Annotated in this window: 24 protein-coding genes; 14 read left to right on the top strand and 10 right to left on the bottom strand. The window is 42.4% G+C overall.

Annotated elements, in window-relative coordinates; translation table 11 throughout:
• Positions 1-192: 192 nt before the first annotated feature.
• The 3 genes from rpsI to zapE all read right to left on the bottom strand — a co-directional run bounded on the left by rpsI (position 193) and on the right by zapE (position 2,439).
• Positions 193-585, bottom strand: a complete 393-nt coding sequence (gene rpsI, locus PR699_RS13815) for a 30S ribosomal protein S9 (RefSeq protein WP_004258235.1) — start codon at positions 583-585, stop codon at positions 193-195.
• Between the two features lie 15 nt (positions 586-600).
• Positions 601-1,029, bottom strand: a complete 429-nt coding sequence (rplM, locus tag PR699_RS13810; RefSeq protein ID WP_004925433.1) for a 50S ribosomal protein L13 — start codon at positions 1,027-1,029, stop codon at positions 601-603.
• Positions 1,030-1,305: 276 nt separating this feature from the next.
• A complete protein-coding gene (gene zapE, locus PR699_RS13805; protein ID WP_014657578.1) occupies positions 1,306-2,439 on the bottom strand; it encodes a cell division protein ZapE in 1,134 nt (377 codons plus the stop codon).
• A gap of 221 nt (positions 2,440-2,660) precedes the next feature.
• Between zapE and zapG the strand changes: the two genes are divergently transcribed.
• The 3 genes from zapG (at position 2,661) to degS (ending at position 6,148) form a co-directional block, all read left to right on the top strand.
• Complete coding sequence (gene zapG / locus PR699_RS13800) at positions 2,661-3,065, top strand: Z-ring associated protein ZapG (protein ID WP_004925439.1); 405 nt, start codon at positions 2,661-2,663, stop codon at positions 3,063-3,065.
• A 436-nt stretch (positions 3,066-3,501) separates the two neighbouring features.
• Positions 3,502-4,896, top strand: coding sequence for a Do family serine endopeptidase (locus PR699_RS13795; protein WP_164457004.1), 1,395 nt, complete (start codon positions 3,502-3,504; stop codon positions 4,894-4,896).
• Positions 4,897-5,083: 187 nt separating this feature from the next.
• Entirely contained in the window at positions 5,084-6,148 is a 1,065-nt protein-coding gene (degS, locus tag PR699_RS13790) for an outer membrane-stress sensor serine endopeptidase DegS (protein WP_004925447.1), read from the top strand.
• A 94-nt stretch (positions 6,149-6,242) separates the two neighbouring features.
• Here degS and murA read toward each other — a convergent pair whose 3' ends face one another.
• From murA to mlaF, 7 genes are all read right to left on the bottom strand, one after another.
• Complete coding sequence (gene murA / locus PR699_RS13785) at positions 6,243-7,505, bottom strand: UDP-N-acetylglucosamine 1-carboxyvinyltransferase (RefSeq protein WP_004925449.1); 1,263 nt, start codon at positions 7,503-7,505, stop codon at positions 6,243-6,245.
• A 157-nt stretch (positions 7,506-7,662) separates the two neighbouring features.
• Entirely contained in the window at positions 7,663-7,917 is a 255-nt protein-coding gene (ibaG, locus tag PR699_RS13780) for a BolA family iron metabolism protein IbaG (protein ID WP_004925453.1), read from the bottom strand.
• Positions 7,918-8,057: 140 nt separating this feature from the next.
• A complete protein-coding gene (gene mlaB, locus PR699_RS13775) occupies positions 8,058-8,348 on the bottom strand; it encodes a lipid asymmetry maintenance protein MlaB (protein WP_004925456.1) in 291 nt (96 codons plus the stop codon).
• A 4-nt stretch (positions 8,349-8,352) separates the two neighbouring features.
• Entirely contained in the window at positions 8,353-8,979 is a 627-nt protein-coding gene (mlaC, locus tag PR699_RS13770; RefSeq protein WP_004925458.1) for a phospholipid-binding protein MlaC, read from the bottom strand.
• A gap of 34 nt (positions 8,980-9,013) precedes the next feature.
• Positions 9,014-9,523: an outer membrane lipid asymmetry maintenance protein MlaD gene (gene mlaD / locus PR699_RS13765; protein WP_004925461.1), complete on the bottom strand. Its 510-nt coding sequence runs from the start codon at positions 9,521-9,523 to the stop codon at positions 9,014-9,016.
• 3 nt (positions 9,524-9,526) lie between these two features.
• Positions 9,527-10,309, bottom strand: coding sequence for a lipid asymmetry maintenance ABC transporter permease subunit MlaE (gene mlaE, locus PR699_RS13760; protein ID WP_004925463.1), 783 nt, complete (start codon positions 10,307-10,309; stop codon positions 9,527-9,529).
• 6 nt (positions 10,310-10,315) lie between these two features.
• Complete coding sequence (gene mlaF / locus PR699_RS13755) at positions 10,316-11,119, bottom strand: phospholipid ABC transporter ATP-binding protein MlaF (RefSeq protein WP_004925466.1); 804 nt, start codon at positions 11,117-11,119, stop codon at positions 10,316-10,318.
• 483 nt (positions 11,120-11,602) lie between these two features.
• Between mlaF and kdsD the strand changes: the two genes are divergently transcribed.
• The 11 genes from kdsD to rnk all read left to right on the top strand — a co-directional run bounded on the left by kdsD (position 11,603) and on the right by rnk (position 19,436).
• On the top strand, positions 11,603-12,571 hold the full coding sequence (kdsD, locus tag PR699_RS13750; RefSeq protein ID WP_014657575.1) for an arabinose-5-phosphate isomerase KdsD: 969 nt from the start codon (positions 11,603-11,605) through the stop codon (positions 12,569-12,571).
• Positions 12,572-12,583: 12 nt separating this feature from the next.
• Positions 12,584-13,144, top strand: a complete 561-nt coding sequence (kdsC, locus tag PR699_RS13745; RefSeq protein WP_014657574.1) for a 3-deoxy-manno-octulosonate-8-phosphatase KdsC — start codon at positions 12,584-12,586, stop codon at positions 13,142-13,144.
• Positions 13,145-13,159: 15 nt separating this feature from the next.
• On the top strand, positions 13,160-13,753 hold the full coding sequence (gene lptC, locus PR699_RS13740; protein WP_004925475.1) for an LPS export ABC transporter periplasmic protein LptC: 594 nt from the start codon (positions 13,160-13,162) through the stop codon (positions 13,751-13,753).
• A complete protein-coding gene (lptA, locus tag PR699_RS13735) occupies positions 13,737-14,285 on the top strand; it encodes a lipopolysaccharide ABC transporter substrate-binding protein LptA (protein ID WP_004925478.1) in 549 nt (182 codons plus the stop codon). Before lptC ends, lptA begins: the two co-directional genes overlap by 17 nt.
• A 5-nt stretch (positions 14,286-14,290) precedes the next feature.
• Complete coding sequence (lptB, locus tag PR699_RS13730; RefSeq protein ID WP_004925481.1) at positions 14,291-15,016, top strand: LPS export ABC transporter ATP-binding protein; 726 nt, start codon at positions 14,291-14,293, stop codon at positions 15,014-15,016.
• Between the two features lie 45 nt (positions 15,017-15,061).
• Entirely contained in the window at positions 15,062-16,507 is a 1,446-nt protein-coding gene (gene rpoN / locus PR699_RS13725) for an RNA polymerase factor sigma-54 (protein WP_014657573.1), read from the top strand.
• Between the two features lie 22 nt (positions 16,508-16,529).
• Entirely contained in the window at positions 16,530-16,817 is a 288-nt protein-coding gene (gene hpf, locus PR699_RS13720) for a ribosome hibernation promoting factor (RefSeq protein WP_004925485.1), read from the top strand.
• Positions 16,818-17,077: 260 nt separating this feature from the next.
• The gene (gene ptsN / locus PR699_RS13715; RefSeq protein WP_004925489.1) at positions 17,078-17,545 is read left to right on the top strand and encodes a PTS IIA-like nitrogen regulatory protein PtsN; all 468 of its coding nucleotides are present in this window, start codon (positions 17,078-17,080) and stop codon (positions 17,543-17,545) included.
• Between the two features lie 168 nt (positions 17,546-17,713).
• Positions 17,714-18,565 carry an RNase adapter RapZ gene (rapZ, locus tag PR699_RS13710; RefSeq protein ID WP_004925493.1) on the top strand — a complete coding sequence of 284 codons (852 nt, stop codon included), beginning with the start codon at positions 17,714-17,716 and terminating at the stop codon, positions 18,563-18,565.
• Complete coding sequence (gene npr / locus PR699_RS13705; RefSeq protein WP_004925495.1) at positions 18,565-18,837, top strand: PTS phosphocarrier protein NPr; 273 nt, start codon at positions 18,565-18,567, stop codon at positions 18,835-18,837. The genes rapZ and npr overlap by 1 nt, the downstream gene beginning before the upstream one ends.
• Before the next feature lie 188 nt (positions 18,838-19,025).
• Complete coding sequence (gene rnk / locus PR699_RS13700) at positions 19,026-19,436, top strand: nucleoside diphosphate kinase regulator (protein ID WP_004925498.1); 411 nt, start codon at positions 19,026-19,028, stop codon at positions 19,434-19,436.
• The last annotated feature ends 77 nt before the right edge of the window (positions 19,437-19,513 follow it).

Below are 19,513 nucleotides of genomic sequence, written 5' to 3'. Positions count from 1 at the left end.
CGAATCACTTACCCTTTTTCACCACAATAAATAATATTCGGTCTCTTCCAGCCTTAAAAGATAAAGCGTTACAACATATTGGATACCATTCCCCTAAAAGATCCGCTCCCCCACAACGATAAATTCAAGACAATAAAAAACCCGCCATAAAGACGGGTTTTGTTATCAATTTTATGCCCAAAGGGCAACAAATTAACGTTTGGAGAACTGTGGACGACGACGTGCTTTGCGTAGACCAACTTTTTTACGTTCAACAGAACGCGCATCACGGGTAACGAAACCAGCTTTACGCAGATCAGAACGAAGAGTCTCATCATAAGCCATCAGTGCACGAGTGATACCGTGACGGATTGCGCCTGCCTGACCTGAAATACCACCACCTTTAACAGTGATGTACAGATCCAGTTTTTCCAACATTTCAACCAACTCTAGCGGCTGACGAACGACCATGCGCGCAGTTTCGCGGCCAAAGTACTGTTCCAGTGTACGCTGATTGATTGTGATGTTACCGCTACCTGGCTTAATGAAGACACGAGCGGAAGAGCTTTTGCGGCGACCAGTGCCGTAGTATTGATTTTCAGCCATTGCCTATAATCCCGATTAAATGTCAAGAACTTGCGGTTGTTGTGCCGCGTGGTTGTGCTCGTTACCTGCGTAAACTTTCAGTTTACGGTACATTGCACGACCCAGAGGCCCTTTTGGCAACATGCCTTTAACCGCGATTTCAATCACACGCTCAGGACTGCGAGCAATCATTTCTTCGAAAGTCGCTTGCTTAATTCCACCTACATGGCCTGTGTGGCGATAGTAGATTTTGTCTTCGCGCTTATTGCCGGTAACAGCAATTTTTTCTGCATTCAGAACGATGATATAATCACCAGTATCCACGTGCGGAGTATATTCCGCTTTATGCTTACCGCGCAGACGGCGAGCCAATTCAGTTGCAAGACGACCTAAAGTTTTGCCATCTGCATCAACAACGTACCAGTCGCGTTTTACGGTCTCTGGTTTAGCTGTAAAAGTTTTCATTAAAACTTACCCAATATTGAAGTTACACGTTGGTGAACACTCATGTTCATAAGCTTTGTGAGGTTCACACGACTCTTGTCCAGCAAACCTACCCCTTCGAGCAGCCTAGCCGGCATTATGCGATATTTCTTGGGAAATAAGAAAATATCGCTGTAACGTGGGGTCGCAAGATTATAGAGAAGTCAGCAATAAAAATCGACCCCAAAACACATTTTTTTTCACCACGCGGTGAACTGCGTCTTTTTTGTGCGAATAGCATGCCGGCATTTAATCGACTTAAGCCAAATGCGGGATCTTTAAATACTCTTCGCTTTGCATTTCCTGTAAACGAGAAAGGCAGCGCTGATATTCAAAGGCTAATAAATTACCTTGGTACAGCGATTCCATCGGCACCTGTGCGTTAATGATCAACTTAACCTTACGCTCATAAAACTCATCCACTAACGCCAAAAATCGCCGTGCTGCATTTTCTTGTTTGGAATCTAACGCTGGCACATCATATAAAATGACAGCGTGATAACAATTGGCTAGATAAATATAGTCATTTTGGCTACGAGGCTCATCACACAATGCTTTAAAACCAATCGCAAGTACCCCTTCTGCGCTGCTGATAGCCTGCATTTTGCGATGATTCACTTCTAATACAGGTTGTTGTTCGCCTTGCTTACCTGCCAGCTTCACGAAAATTTCATTGAGATGCTGGCGATTTTCTTCATTTATTGGAGAGAGGAAAAGATGAGCCTGAGTTAATGTTCTTAGCCGATAATCAACCCCAGCATCAACATTCATCACTTCACAATATTTTTTAATTTGTTCAATTGCAGGTAGAAAACGAGCGCGTTGCAGACCATTACGATACAGCTCATCAGGGATAATATTGGATGTCGCAATAAGCGTGATGCCTCGGGCAAATAGCCCCTCAAGCAATGTGCCTAAAATCATCGCATCCGTGATATCAGAGACAAAAAACTCGTCAAAACAAAGGACATCCGTCTGTTTTTTAAACTCATCAGCAATAATATCTAGCGGGTTTTCTTGACCTTGCAGAGCCATCAAGTCTTCTTGGACTTTTTTCATAAACCGATGAAAATGCAAACGAAGTTTCCGGTTTCCCGGTAAACTTTCATAAAACATATCCATAAGCCAAGTTTTACCTCGACCAACTCCCCCCCACATGTATAACCCTTGTACAGGTTCAGTCACAGCAGCATGCTTTTTGCCTAGTAGACGTTCTAAGCGCATTTTCAACCCAGAAGGCTTTTCCTTTTGTTCATTTGAAGAGGATGACGCGATCAGTTGCTGATAAATTTCATCTAAACGCTCTACAGCACGTTTTTGTACGTCATCAGGCTGGTAGTGACCTTCAGCAAGAGCCTGCTGATAACGCATAGTAGGAGACATCGGCGACATTAACTGAATAATCCTTAAAAAATTTTCGGTTTTTTTACCGTTATATGGTATACACTGCCCTTATTATAACCAGATTCATTTATTATTTAACGTCTAGTTAACGAATGCTAAATAGAGTAAGGAATTTCACCTTAGTATTCCACTCTTTAGTGATTAACAGGTATAGTTATAAGTAGCCAAGCTTAATTTCTGCGAACAGTGAAGTAAACGAAGGAGTCAGCATGACCTGGGAGTATGCACTAATTGGATTAGTTATTGGTTTCATCATCGGCGCATTAGTTGTCCGTTATGGGAACCCAAAACTTCGTCAACAAAAAACAGCACAAGCTGAATTAGACAAGAAAAACACTGAGCTAGAAGAGTACCGTAAGGAGCTAGTCGGTCATTTTGCTCGCAGTGCAGAATTACTTGATAATATGGCTCGTGATTATCGTCAGCTATATCAGCATATGGCTCAAAGCTCATCTGAGTTAATGCCAGATATGCCAGCGCAAGATAACCCGTTCAATTATCGCTTAACAGAATCAGAAGCGGATAATGACCAAGCACCCGTCAAAATGCCACCAAGAGATTATTCCGATGGGGCATCTGGGTTATTCCGTCCTATTGACGAAAAAGAGAAGTAATTATTCATTTATGCTCTAAAGTATTTGAGGGGCAGCGCGCGAACAATAGCTTCATCCAGCAAGCTGCAACTTAAAATATAACGAGTCGAACCACCAGCAAAGCAATTTGCTGGTGGATACCAAATATCATTTTCTATTTACACTAAACCAACGAGTTTGCTGCTGTAAATTAATCAGTTAACTCTATTTCACAATATATCGTTTCATATTAAATATTTCTTTTTATTTCAAAACTGTATAGAAATTAAGTCCTCATCTACAATACATGTAAATAGATGTAAAATAATGGATAACCGCTACCCGTTGTATGAACTTTTGCGCATAATCCATGGTCATAGTTATCAGTAAAATCAAATCTGATATGAGAAAAATATCCTGATTGGTGTAGCAAGGCTACAGCCTGATAAATTTTATTCTTGAGAGAATCTACGGAATGATGAAAAGAAAAAATTTCTTTCTCACTGCAGTCGCAATGAGCCTAGGGTTATCCCTTTCAATTTTACCTTCAATTAGCAGTGCTGCTTTGCCTGCGACATTACCAGCAACGGCACAAAGCCAAAATATGCCAAGCTTGGCACCTATGCTTGAAAAAGTACTGCCAGCGGTGGTGAATATCCATGTTTCTGGTACGCGCGTTCAAAATCAGCAGATCCCAGAAGAATTAAAATTCTTCTTTGGCCCAAATATCCCTTCACAACAACAAAGTGTTAGGCCATTTGAGGGCTTAGGCTCTGGCGTTATTATTGACGCACAACAAGGCTACATTTTAACGAATAATCACGTGATTGATGGCGCGGATAAGATCCAAATCCAACTGAATGATGGGCGTGAAATTGATGTCAAACTCATTGGTAAAGACGCGCAAACCGATATTGCGTTACTGAAAATCACCAATGCGAAAGATATCAAAAACCTTACCGCCGTTAGCATGGCAGATTCAGATAAACTCCGTGTTGGTGACTTTGCCGTTGCCGTTGGTAACCCATTTGGTTTAGGGCAAACAGCGACTTCAGGTATCATTTCGGCACTGGGTCGTAGTGGTTTAAACCTTGAAGGGTTAGAAAACTTTATCCAAACCGATGCTTCTATCAACCGCGGTAACTCCGGTGGTGCTCTGGTTAACTTAAACGGTGAATTGATTGGAATCAATACCGCAATCTTAGCTCCGGGCGGTGGTAACATCGGTATCGGCTTCGCTATCCCAAGTAATATGGCGAAAAACCTCAGTGAGCAGTTAATTAAGCACGGTGAAGTAAGACGCGGTATTTTGGGTATTAAAGGCACCGAAATGAATTCAGATATTGCTAAAGCCTTTAATATCGATGCTCAACGCGGCGCATTCGTCAGTGAAGTTCTGCCTAAATCTTCTGCCGCTAAAGCAGGCATTAAATCAGGCGACGTCCTCGTGTCTGTTGATGGTAAACGTATCAACAGCTTTGCTGAGCTGAGAGCCAAAATTGGTACTAGCCAGATTGGTAAAGAGATCACGATTGGTTTGATCCGTTCAGGAAAACCAATGGATGTTAAAGTGGTTTTAGAAAACAATGAAGGCGAAGCCACTAAAGCGGAAAAACTGAGTGAATCATTACTTGGTGCAACATTATCTAACGCAACAGTTAATAACACCAAAGGTGTACAGATCGATAACGTAACACCTAAATCACCAGCAGCGGCTGTCGGTTTAGTGAAAGGTGACCTCATTTACGGTGTAAACGATGTTCGTGTCGAAACCATCGAACAGTTCCGTAAAGTCATTGATGCTAAACCACCAGTACTTGCTATGAAGGTTCTGCGTGGTGGTGAAACCTTATATCTGTTGATGAAAAACTAATTAGCCCTTTGTACTTCGAGTGACTGTCGGTTACATATGGCTTCCTTTAACTCGAAATATTTAGAGCGTTACACAAAATTGTTGTAAAAGATCAAAACAGGTACAGGACAAACTGCTGTGCCTGTTTTTTTATGTTATGCTCAAGTTCCCTTTATTAACATCAACAACCTGAATAATTCGATATCTTATGGTGAAAAAGCTTATCTGGGCAGCAATGCTAGGCCTATTAATCGCTATGATTATTATCGTTGCGGTTCCTTCCCTACGTCCTCAAGGCTTAGCAGATTTGCTTTATGGTAAAATAGATAGCGAACCTGTCAGTTATAATAAGGCTGTGCGTAAAGCCGCTCCAGCCGTTGTTTATGTTTATAGCAGCTCAAAAGGCAGTTTTTCTCAATCAGGCCGCGAATTGAAATCACTTGGCTCGGGTGTGATCATGAGTTCAAATGGCTATATCATCACCAATAAGCATGTGGTTGATAACCCTGATCAAATCTTAGTCGCCTTACAGGATGGCTCTATTTTTGATGCGCTATTAGTTGGCTCAGATGCTCTGACTGATTTAGCTGTACTAAAAATTGATGCAGAAAATCTTCCCGTTATCCCAATTAATAAATTCCGCGTCACCCATGTAGGCGATGTCGTGCTCGCTATCGGCAACCCATATAATATTGGTCAAACCGTCACCCAAGGGATTATCAGTGCAACAGGTCGTGTAGGGTTAAGCTCCACTCGGAGGCAAAATTTTTTACAAACCGATGCATCGATTAATTCAGGTAATTCAGGGGGAGCTTTGATTAATAGCGAAGGAGAGCTTGTCGGTATTAACACGCTTTCGTTCAGTGCAGGCCAAGGGGTTAGTTCAGAAGGCCTAAGTTTTGCTATCCCAACAGCACTGGCTACAAAAATTATGGAAAAACTGATCCGTGATGGACGAGTGATCCGAGGTTATATTGGGATCACCGCACGTGAATTACCGCAAATTAGAACCAACAACAACAATATCGATCAGATTAAAGGTTTGCGCGTTTTCCAAGTTGCTCCCAATGGCCCAGCGGCTAAATCCGGCATTCTCCAAGGGGATATTATTTTATCCGTCGATAATAAGCCTGCAATATCAGCCGCTGAAACGATGGACTTAGTGGCAGAGATCCGCCCCGGTAGCAAAGTACCAGTAAAAATCTTACGTGATGGTGAAGTAAAAGATGTCGATGTGATCATCGAAGAGATACCTGAAGGGCAAGCGGGCTAGGCTATTTTCTGAGAGTCTCCCCCACAGCAATACAAAAAAAAGTTGTTCAATTTGAACAACTTTTTATGTTTATCTTATCGCTCTCATCCACGAATTAATCGTCAGATTTGATCCGTTCGATATTCGCGCCTAAACCACGCAGCTTATCTTCAATATGCTCATATCCGCGGTCGATATGATAGATACGATCAACCGTTGTAGTACCTTCCGCGATACAACCTGCAATGACTAAGCTTGCTGATGCACGCAAATCTGTCGCCATGACTTGTGCTCCAGTTAGCTTTTCCACACCATGGCATAACACAGTATTACTTTCGATTTCAGCATGCGCGCCCATACGAATTAATTCAGGAATATGCATGAAACGATTTTCAAAAATTGTTTCTGTGATCATCCCTGCACCCTCAGCCACTAAATTCAATAGGCTAAATTGAGCCTGCATATCTGTTGGGAAGCCAGGATGCGGTGCAGTACGCAAAGTAACCGCTTTAGGGCGTTTGCCTTGCATATCAAGACTGATCCAATCTTCGCCTACCTCAATTTTAGCACCTGCTTCGCGCAGCTTCGCCAAAACGGCATCTAGTGTATCTGGACGAGCGTTACGGCAAACCACTTTCCCTTTTGAAACTGCTGCTGCAATAAGGAAAGTACCTGTTTCAATACGATCAGGCAGTACACGATAGGTACCACCACCTAGGCGCTCAACCCCTTCAATAACAATGCGGTCAGTACCAGCACCGGTAATTTTGGCACCTAATGTATTTAAGAAATTAGCCGTATCTTCAATTTCTGGCTCGCGAGCGGCATTCTCAATAGTTGTCGTGCCCTCAGCTAATGTTGCCGCGGTCATAATAGTCACCGTAGCGCCAACACTCACTTTATCCATGACAATACAAGCGCCTTTTAAACGCCCATCAACCGTCGCTTTCACATAGCCGTCTTCTAGGATAATGTGCGCGCCGAGCTGCTCTAAGCCTGAGATATGTAGGTCAACAGGACGAGCGCCAATCGCGCAGCCTCCCGGTAAAGAAACTTCCCCGTGACCAAAACGAGCGACTAGCGGTGCGAGAGCCCAAATGGAAGCACGCATGGTTTTGACCAGATCATAAGGTGCACAGTATTCAGTGACATTTCTGGCATCAACATAAATGGAACCATTACGTTCAACTTTCGTTCCGAGTTGATTCAGCAACTTAATCGTTGTATCGATATCCCTAAGCTTAGGTACATTTTGGATCTCTACCGGCTCTTCAGCCAACAGCGCAGCGAACAGAATTGGTAATGCGGCATTTTTCGCACCAGAAATTGTTACCTCACCTTCTAAGCGGGTAGGCCCTTTAACTAAAAATTTATCCATTCGGTTACTCTCGTATTCACACTCGCCATACTTCAAGTTGCGGATGTAATCGACTTCCTTAGTCCAGTGGCTTGCTAGAACTTCCTTTTATTGAGCGACGACAGGCAACGTGAAATATTTGGAGTATAGATTTTAAATACTGTTCGCGGATTTTTTATCAAAAACCGTTTAGCTTGCGGTCGCGAGCCCACTCTGCTGGGGTATATGCTTTTATTGAAAGCGCATGAATACGGTTATCCGCGATATACTCCATTAAAGGGGCATAAACAGCTTGTTGCTGTTTGACTCTGCTCATATTTTCAAACATGGCACCGACGGCAATAACCTGAAAGTGGCTGCCATCACCATTAACAATTACCTCATCCAGAGATAGCTTATCCATCAATACTTGTTTTATTTCGTTGGGTTCCATATATGACTCAATTTTATAATCATTGGTTACGGGTATAAATAGACGTCTATCCTAAAGGATCCGTCACAATTCTTAAACCAAAGAAAACGCCTCTGGTGCACAAAAACACGCAGAGGCGCCTTTCTTTACACAAACTGACCTTAACTTAGCAATAATGACTTAACACCATAAAGCTCCATCAAGGTTGTGAGATTATCACTCATACCGACTATCTTCAGTGAGCGTTTTTCTGTTGCCAATTCGCCTTTTAGGCGCACTAGCATTGCTAGCCCTGTTGAATCAACGTGTTCCAAGCCCGAAACATCGATTTGCTCAACCTCAGCAAGTAATGATTTTCGCTTTTCCCAGAACACCAGCAAAGAGTCTCGGCCTAATGTGCCGGACAGTAACAATGCCGATGATGACTTTTCCCACGTAAGATCATGACTCATTTGACTATTTCTCTTCCAGCGTAATAGGTGCTTTCGCACTGATTTCTAACTGTTTTGTTAAGCCATCAATGCCTTGTTTACGCAGGATATCACCCCATTCGTTTTGTTTAGTCGTGATCATACTGACGCCCTCTGCAATCATATCATAGGCCTGCCAGTTACCTGTTTTACTGTTTTTGCGCCATTGGAAATCAAGGCGTACTGGTGGACGGCCATTTGGATCTATGATGGTGACTCGAATAGCAACAATGTTTTTATTCCCAATAGGTTGCTCTGGTGCTATCTGATAAGTTTGACCATGGTACATCGCGAGTGCTTGACCATAAACTTGCTCAAGATACGCTTCGAAAGCAGTAAAGTAAGCGTCACGCTGCGCAGGCGTCGCGTTCTTGTAGTAAGTGCCTAAGACTAAAGCCCCTGCATATTTAATTTGTACATATGGCAATAATTCTTCACGAACAATAGTTCTCAGGTAGTTAGGGTCTTTACGAATTTGCGGCTGCTCATTCTTTAAACGGGTAAAGGTTTTTTCAGCCGCTTCATCCATCAGCTTATACGGGTTGGTTTGATCTATCGCCATTGCAAATGGTGCAATCGCTAACATTGCTATCATCATTAAGCGCTTAAACATAAGTTATTCCTTCTAAATTCGTCTTAATATCGAATCAATTAGCAGCAGGAGCAGGTTGAGATTCAGCGCCTTGGCTATCGCCGCTCTTATACAAGAATTGACCTATCAAATCCTCTAAAACCATCGCAGGTTTGGTATCTTCAATACGTCCACCATCTTTCAATAATTCTGCATCGAGACCTTCACCATAGGGCCCGATATTCATCGCAATATATTGCTCACCGAGTAAGCCGGAAGTACGAATAGATAATGAGCTGGTATCAGGAATATTATTATATTCACTTAGTAGGTCAATTTTAACATCAGGCACATAGGTCTCTTTGTTAAGCGTAATGCTAGCAACGCGCCCAATCACAACGCCCCCCACTTTCACTGGGGAACCTTCTTTTAAGCCACCAATATTTTCAAAAGAGGCCGAAATCTGATAAGTCGATTGGCTACCGAGCGATTTTATATCCGCCACTTTTAGGCACAGAAAAATAATTGCCGCAATCGCTAGCAATATAAAACAACCTACCCATACTTCACTTTTTTTACTTTGCATGACTTAGTTCCCAAACATCAGTGCTGTAAGTACAAAATCTAGACCAAGAACCGCTAACGATGCATGGACCACGGTTCGTGTTGTCGCTTGGCTAATCCCTTCCGATGTTGGGATAGCGTCATAGCCGTTGAACAACGCAATCCAAGTCACCGTTATGGCAAACACTAAGCTCTTGATAAAGCAATTTACAATGTCCATCCGCCAATCAACGGAGGATTGCATTGAGGCCCAAAAGAACCCTTCATCAATCCCTTTCCAATCAACGCCAACCAATGCACCACCTAGGATACCTACTGCAACAAATATCAGTGATAGCAATGGCATGCTAATAAAACCAGCCCAAAAACGCGGTGCTATCACTCGACGAAGAGGATCCACCGCCATCATTTCAAGGCTAGAAATTTGTTCTGTTGCTTTCATTAAGCCAATTTCAGCCGTCAATGCAGAGCCTGCCCGCCCTGCAAACAAAAGGGCTGTCACAACCGGACCAAGTTCACGCAACAAAGATAGTGCCACCATCATACCAAGGCTGGCTTCTGCGCTAAACGTTGTCAGAACTAAATAGCCCTGTAACCCAAGCACCATACCAATAAATAGCCCTGAGACAGCGACAATCAAGAGTGATTGCACACCAACAGCATATAACTGCTTAATTAATAATGGCCACTGCTTGGAAAACTCAGGTTTCCCAATTAATGAGCGAAATAGCATATAACCCGCTCGCCCAAAGGCCGAAAAAATTTCAATCCACCGACGTCCGAGGGCAGCAATTGCCTCTACTATCATCTTATTTTACCCTAATAAATCAGCCAGATAATCATTGGCGGGGAAACGGAACGGTACAGGCCCGTCAGCAATACCATCTAAAAACTGCCTAACACGCGGGTCTTGGTTGTTACGTAGTTCATCCCCCGTTCCTTTCGCAATCACATGCTGCTGAGCCACAATATAGGCTTTATCCGCAATGCTCAGTACTTCAGGAACATCATGAGAAACCACAACACAAGTCACGCCTAACGCCTGATTAAGCTCATCAATCAATTTGACCAAAACTCCCATCGTAATGGGGTCTTGCCCAACGAAAGGCTCATCAAACATGATCAGTTCAGGATCAAGTGCAATCGCTCGAGCTAATGCAGCTCGTCTTGCCATCCCGCCTGATAACTCTGAAGGCATCAATTTCGCAGCACCACGCAAACCAACCGCCTCTAGTTTCATCATCACCGTTGTGTGGATCAATGACTCAGGTAAGTTGGTATGTTCACGCAGCGGAAATGCGACGTTATTGAACACATTCATATCCGTAAACAGCGCACCAGACTGGAAAAGCATGCTCATCTTTTTACGCGACTGGTACAATTTTGAACGTGATAACGCTGGAATATTATCACCATCAAACCAAATTTCACCTTGTTCTGGGCGTAACTGACCACCAATGAGACGTAATAAGGTGGTTTTACCAATCCCTGAAGGCCCCATAATTGCCGTTATCTTACCGCGTGGTACGGTTAGGTTAATATCCTCGAATATTTTCCGACTACCACGGGTAAAAGACATGTTACGTACTTCAATTAAGTTGTCTGTCTGTGCTTGCATTTGTTTGATAGCTCATTACACCATGAATTTTGTCTTTTAGACGCACCAAGAGCACGATCTTACAGAAAGATAAACCGAAAATCGTCTAATATCGCATCTGATTGTATTTATAGTATTATAACGTTCGAAATATGTCTGTTGATGTTCAAAATGTGTATTTATATAACTAAAGGGAACATAAAACAGTTCAACGACTTATAATTAACCAGATTTTTACGCAATTAAAGCAGATAGCTCTTAGACTTTAAAAATTTGTTATCGTTTGAGAATACTAAAGTTTATCATCTTTTATTTGGTTTATGATGCTAATAAATGCAAAGCGCTCTTTGACTTAAGTTTTTGTTAATCACAACACCGTTAGTATTCATTAAAGTACAATGAATATTCGACTAATTTGACAAAGCACTTACTGATAGTAAGTATTCGTTATACAATTCGCGCTCGCTAATCCGATTAACTGAAAAGCTACGCATGGAACAGAAAATGTCAAACATCGATTTTCAGCAAGTAGGCAAAGAAGTTCTCCATATCGAAAGTGAAGGCCTAAAAAACTTAGAACAATATATCAACGATGACTTTACTCACGCTTGCCAGCGCATTTTTGCCTGCCAAGGGAAGGTTGTTGTGATGGGCATGGGGAAATCGGGACATATTGGGCGAAAAATTGCAGCAACATTAGCCAGCACAGGTACCCCTTCTTTCTTTGTTCACCCCGGAGAAGCCAGCCATGGTGACTTAGGGATGATCACCAATAAAGATATTGTATTGGCGATTTCTAATTCAGGAGAGTCAAGTGAGATCCTTGCGCTGCTGCCTGTTTTAAAGCGAATTAAAGTTCCGCTGATCTGTATGACCAATAATCCCAATAGCAGTATGGGCAAATATGCAGATATCCATCTATGCATCAAAGTACCAAAAGAAGCTTGCCCACTGGGACTTGCACCAACCACCAGTACAACAGCAACGCTGGTAATGGGGGATGCTTTAGCTATTGCGCTACTGACGGCAAGAGGCTTTACGCCAGAAGATTTCGCCCTTTCCCACCCAGGTGGCGCACTAGGGCGCAAACTTTTACTACTAGTTCGTGATTTAATGAACGTTGGCGATGATATTCCGCATATTCCTCAAACAGCAACGTTACGTGAAGCTTTAATTGAGATTACTCGCAAAAAATTGGGTATGACGGTTATTTGTGATGACGAAATGAATATTGCTGGTATTTTTACCGACGGTGATTTGCGTCGTATTTTCGACATGGGCATCGATCTTAATAATGCCAAAATCGCCGATGTAATGACCCGTGGTGGAATTAGAGTGTCACAGAATATGCTAGCAGTAGAAGCACTCAACCTAATGCAGTCTAAACATATTACTTCGTTAATGGTTGCTGAAGGTAATAAATTAGTGGGTGTCTTGCATATGCACGACCTCTTACAAGCAGGCGTGGTATAAAAAGGAATGATTATGGATCCGCACTATCAGGATACCTGTTATGGCCCAGTCGCCGAGACAGTATTGCAGAAAGCCGCTAAAGTTAAATTATTAATCTGTGATGTCGATGGCGTTATGTCTGACGGACTGATTTATATGGGTAATAACGGCGAAGAACTCAAAGCCTTCAATGTCCGTGATGGATACGGTATTCGCTGCTTACTCACCTCTGGTATCGAAGTGGCGATTATCACCGGTCGAAAAGCCAAATTGCTTGAAGATCGCGCGAAGACATTAGGGATTACATATCTTTACCAAGGTCAAAGCGATAAGCTTTTGGCGTATCATGAACTGTTAGATACACTGAAGATAACAGAAGAAGAAGCGGCCTATATTGGGGATGACCTTATTGATTGGCCTGTTATGGCAAAAGTTGGGCTATCGGCAGCGGTTGCTGATGCACATCCATTATTACTACCAAAGGCAGATTACGTCACACGTCTTGGTGGGGGTAAAGGGGCGGTACGTGAACTTTGCGACCTCATCCTTCTAGCGCAAAATAAACTGGAAGAAGCTAAAGGCTTATCGATTTAAAGAATAAAGACACCCATGAGTAACGCTAAAAAGTGGTTAATTATCCTGTTATCATTGATAGCACTTGGTCTGATCGGCTGGAACCTTGCCGGTCTTGACACAGACACGCCCACAAACAGTGTCCTTGATAACAGCCAACCTAATTATCAAACCGATGATTCAGTGACATTTGTCTATAATCCAGCGGGTGATTTGGCCTATAAATTAGTATCAGATAAAATTGATAATTATACGGCTGAAAAAATCACTTGGTTTGCTAACCCTGTTTTAACAACATACAACGAAGTCGGTGTACCCACTTGGACTGTACGGGCGCTAAAAGCCAAGTTAACAAATGATAGAGTGCTCTATCTGTATAACGATGTACAGGCCGATAGTTTAAGCCCGGATTCCCAAATCCAACGGATTTCAACCCAAAGTGCCGTCGTTAACCTGATAACACAAGATGTTTCATCAGATGACAAAGTCACTATTATCGGGCAAGGCCTTAATTCTACCGGTCTAAAAATGCGCGGTAACCTGCGCTCAAGAACCGCAGAGTTAATTGAAGATGTAAAAACACATTACGTGCTACAAAAAGAAGAGCAAAAAAATGAATCAAGTAAATAAAAAGCGTTTTATTCAAGGAGCCGTTGCCAGCGCAATTTTTGCTCTTAGCGTACCAGCTTCTGCATTAAAAACTGACACGCAACAGCCAATGACGATTAATTCAGTCAAGCAATCCCTTGATTTAGAAAAAAATGTCACCACATTTACTGATGATGTCGTTATTAAGCAAGGCTCTATTGATATCCGAGCAAATAAGGTGGTTGTGACGCGCCCTAGCAGTAATTCAGATAAAATTACGATAGAAGCGTTTGGTAACCCAGTGACCTTCTATCAATTACAAGATGATGGTAAGCCAATTAAAGGCCGAGCGTCAAAAGCACGCTATGAGGTGGATAAAGAGCTCCTCACATTAACTGGCAATGCTTATCTTGAGCAGTTAGACAGTAATATTAAAGGTGATAAGATCACCTATATCGTGCCAACGCAGCAAATGGAAGCGTTTAGTGATAAAGGGAAACGTGTCACGACAGTATTATTGCCATCACAGCTACAAGAAAAAGGCCCAGCGGCAAACAACGGAAAGAGTAAATAATCGTTATGGCGACATTAACCGCAGAGAATCTGGCAAAAGCCTATAAAAAACGCAAGGTCGTTGAAGATGTTAGCCTTGAGGTGAAATCTGGCGAAATTGTTGGTCTTTTAGGCCCTAATGGTGCGGGAAAAACGACCACCTTTTATATGGTCGTCGGCATCGTCCAGCGGGATGCAGGCAAAATTACCATTGATGGTGAAGATATTAGTCTCCTTCCGCTTCATGAACGTGCGCGCCGTGGTATTGGCTATCTTCCTCAAGAGGCGTCGATTTTCCGTCGCTTGAGTGTTTATGATAATCTAATGGCAGTGCTAGAAATACGCCATGACCTCAACACTGAGCAACGCAAAGAGCGTGCAGAAGAGTTAATGGAAGAATTTAGCATTACCCATTTGCGTGATAGCATTGGCCAATCGTTGTCTGGTGGGGAACGTCGCCGCGTAGAGATTGCTCGTGCATTAGCAGCAAACCCGAAATTTATTCTATTAGATGAACCGTTTGCAGGTGTTGACCCGATTTCGGTATTAGATATTAAAAAAATTATCCAACATTTACGTGATTATGGCTTAGGAGTACTCATCACTGACCATAACGTACGTGAAACGCTCGATGTTTGTGAAAGAGCCTATATTGTCAGTCAAGGGCACTTAATTGCTCATGGCACACCTGAAATGATCCTAGAAAACGAACAAGTAAAACGGGTATATTTAGGGGAAGGTTTCCGGTTGTAAGTCATTGGTTAAGCATTCAATTGAGGTGGAGATAAAAGCACATTCATGAAGCAAAGTTTGCAGCTCAGAATCAGTCAACAACTTGCAATGACTCCTCAATTGCAACAGGCTATCCGTCTGTTGCAACTTTCTACGCTTGAGCTACAACAAGAGATCCAACTCGCCCTAGAAACTAACCCGCTTCTGGAACAAGAAGAAAACACCTCTGACTTAGACTCCCTTGATAGTCTCGATATTCATACTGACAGCAGTGAAATCGATACTAAAGATGCCCTTGAAAAAAGTGATATGCCAGATGAGCTTCCTTTGGATGCGAATTGGGATGAAATTTATACTGCGGGTACGCCATCGGGTACAAATAATGACTATAGCTTTGATGAGTTACCCGTCTATCAAGGGGAAACCACACAAACGCTGCAAGACTATTTGTTATGGCAATCTGAATTAACGCCTTTTACAGACACAGACAGAGCGATTGCTACCGCGATTATTGACTCAATTGATGATTCTGGCTATCTGACAACGCCAATAAAAGAGATCCACGAAGGTATCAATAACCCAGATATCACACTTGAAGAAGTGGTCGCTGTTTTAAAACGCATTCAGCATTTTGATCCGCTTGGTGTGGCAGCACAAGATCTAAAAGAGTGCTTATTGATCCAGCTATCCCTTTACCCAAAAGGTACTGACGGGCTAGATGAGGCTCGGTTGATTATTAGTCAACATATTGATTTACTGGCTAATCGTGATTTTCGCCAGCTCAGTAAACTCACCCGTCTAAAAGAGGATGCTTTAAAAACCGCTATTGACCTGATATTGACGTTGAACCCTAAACCGGGCCAATCTATCAATACCGGAGAGTCGGAATATGTTATTCCCGATGTTTTGGTGAAAAAAATCAACGGGCACTGGCAAGTTGAATTAAATACAGATAGCATCCCTAAATTAGGTATCAATAATCACTATGCTTCTTTGATAAAAGATTCAGTGAACGAAAGTGATTCACAATATATTCGTAGTCACTTACAAGATGCCAAATGGCTGATAAAAAGCTTAGAAAGCCGTAATGAAACTTTGTTAAAAGTGGCGACTTGTATTGTAGAGCAACAACAAGAATTCTTTGAGTTCGGTGAAGAGTACATGAAACCCATGATATTGGCAGATATTGCTTATCAAGTGGATATGCACGAATCAACGATTTCGAGAGTGACAACTCAAAAGTTTCTCCATAGCCCGCGAGGAATTTTCGAGTTGAAGTATTTTTTCTCTAGCCACGTCAGTACCGATACAGGAGGTGAAGCCTCTTCAACGGCAATACGTGCGTTAGTGAAAAAACTGGTTGCTGCTGAAAACCCAGCAAAACCATTAAGTGACAGTAAATTGACAAGCATGCTAGCCGAACAGGGCATTCAGGTTGCACGTCGAACTGTCGCTAAGTACCGTGAATCGTTATCTATTCCGCCCTCAAACCAACGCAAACAGTTGGTTTAATTGATAAAATAAGGAAGGTTGTATGGAATTTCAGATTACTGGACACAATATTGAAGTCACCCCTGCATTACGTGAAACTGTTGAGAAAAAGATCAGAAAATTGGAACAATTGTTTGATCGCATTAACGGTATTCAAGTCATTCTGAAAGTTGAAAAAGTTCAGCAAATTGCTGAAGCAACTGTGCAGGTTAATGGTGCTGAACTCCATGCGTCAGCGGAAGAAAGTGATATGTACGCTGCAATTGACCAACTGGTAGACAAACTGTCACGCCAATTAACTAAACATAAAGAAAAACTGAGACAACACTAATACATTTATGGTGAAATCACAGGTTGATTTCAGGCCTTCACCAGACCTTCAATGTTTAGTGGCGGTCATTAGGGATTGTAAAAATAAGCGTCGAAAGCCAAACGGTTGGTTTTCAACGTATGAAACAATGCGAACAACAGTATGCGTTCTCAGTTTGTTAACAACAATCCCAAATCATACTGTGGTGTATAACTAATAAATGGCTTAAACCAGATGGTGGCATACACCATCTGGTTTTGTAGTCCTAAGTGAACAATAAAATGAACAGTGATATAGAAATCCAATTAAGCGCCGTATTATCTTCAGCTTGTACACGCAATAACCTTACTTGTACTAGTAAAAAAAGAGCACTTGAGATTATTAGTGAACTGGCTGCCGCAGAGTTGGGATTACCGGAAAACACGGTATTTGAAGCTTTACTCACCAGAGAAAAAGTAGGAACAACAGGTATTGGCGGAGGAATCGCCATCCCTCACGGCAAGCTAGCAGAAGGTGAACATACACAAGCTGTTGGTGTTTTTTTGCATCTGGAAGAGCCAATCGCCTTCGATGCCATTGATAACCAACCTGTTGATCTGCTTTTTGCGCTATTAGTGCCCGCAGATCAGTGTAAAACGCATCTACACACTTTATCATTAATCGCGAAAAAATTAGCCGACAAATCTCTTTGTAAGCGTCTGAGATCGGCACAAAGCGATGCAGAGTTATATAGTATTATTACTGAGTAGCCTATAATTAAATAACTTCGTCATCACAGGGTTACATGTCTATGAAATTTTGATATTTTCTATATAGCTGTACTGACATAGACTGTGATGTTCTGATAAGTAAGCAAACGATCTATTCAACTATCGGGGTCCTATGATCACCGAAAAGAAACAAAAGGGAGTTAGCTCATGGTGCTGATGATTGTCAGCGGCCGTTCCGGTTCGGGAAAATCCGTTGCCTTACGTGCGCTGGAAGATATGGGTTTCTATTGTGTGGATAACCTGCCGGTTGTGCTGCTTCCAGAACTGGCCAATTCACTCGCAGATCGTAATATTTCAGCTGCTGTGAGCATTGATGTGCGTAATATGCCTGACAACCCAGAAATCTTTGAAGAGGCTTTAGGTAGATTACCTTCTAGCTTTTCGCCGCAATTGCTATTTCTGGATGCCGATCGCAACACATTAATTCGCCGCTATAGTGATACTCGTAGATTACATCCACTTTCGAGCAAAAACTTGTCACTTGAAAGTGCTATCGATGAAGAAAATGAGCTTTTAGAGCCTTTACGGTCACGCGCTGATTTAGTGATTGATACCTCAGAAATGTCAGTCCATGAATTAGCCGAGATGCTCAGAACGCGTTTGATGGGTAAACGTGAACGAGAGCTAACCATGGTATTCGAATCTTTTGGTTTCAAACATGGTATTCCTATCGATGCAGACTATGTTTTCGATGTGCGCTTTTTACCGAACCCACATTGGGATCCGAAATTGCGCCCAATGACAGGCCTCGATCGCCCTGTTGCCGCATTCCTCGATAGGCACACAGAGGTACACAACTTTATTTATCAAACACGTAGCTACCTTGAATTATGGCTGCCTATGCTTGAGACCAATAACCGTAGTTACCTCACGGTGGCAATCGGCTGTACCGGAGGGAAACACCGTTCGGTCTATGTCGCTGAGCAATTAGCTGATTACTTCCGTTCTCGTGGTAAGAATGTACAATCTCGCCACAGAACCCTAGAAAAACGCAAGTAATGACCTTAAAAGCGACAATCACATTAAAAAACCGGCTTGGTATGCATGCTAGGCCGGCAATGTTACTTTATGAATTAGTTAAAAAATTTAACTCTAAGGTTATTTTACGCAATAATAATCAGATTGAGGCTGAGGCCGATAGCGTTATTGCGATGTTGATGTTAGACTCAGAGCAAGGAAGTACCATTGATATTGAGGTTAGCGGCCCTGATGAGGATCAGGCTTTATCCGCGATTATTAACCTGTTCGAAAGTGGATTTGATGAAAGCTAGTATAATCCACCATTTATTTATGAACTAAATATCAATAATTTTACAAGTATTGGCTCAAAGATCGTGATCATGATCTCTTCCTTTTGGAGCTTGAAGAGCCTAATATTTTATACAATTTTATCACAGCGACACCCCCTACCTTATTGGGTGGGGGGTGTTTGCTTTGTACGTCTCTATTGGAGTGTGGTATGACAAAGCCAACAATTATTATCAATGATTTAGATGCAGAACGCCTAGATGCACTGTTGGAACAAGCAGCTTATGCGGGTACCCCAGTTGCTGACGCACTGAATGATGAACTTGATCGTGCAGACATCCTGTCACCACAGGAAATTCCTGCTGACGTCGTCACAATGAACAGTACGGTGCGTTTTCTTGATTTGATTAGCAATGAAGAACGCACACGCACTTTAGTTTACCCAGCCTCTTTAAAAGATAGTGCTGAGCAGCTCTCTGTTATGGCGCCAATCGGTGCGGCTTTGCTTGGTCTGCATGTTAATGATGAGATCAGTTGGGCATTGCCTAATGGTGTTGAAACACGCGTAAGAGTACTCGAAATTATTTATCAGCCAGAAGCCGCGGGTGAATACCATCGTTAATGGTATAAAATCGCCTAACTTAGCAATAACATCAATGTATTAAATAAGCAGGCTGACGTTAACAGAATAAAAAATGG

It is taken from the genome of Providencia sp. PROV268, assembly GCF_028477805.1.
Taxonomy (GTDB): Bacteria; Pseudomonadota; Gammaproteobacteria; order Enterobacterales; family Enterobacteriaceae; genus Providencia; species Providencia stuartii.
The sequence above is the reverse complement of the archived record's forward strand: the minus strand, read 5'-3'. Positions and strand labels throughout refer to the sequence as shown.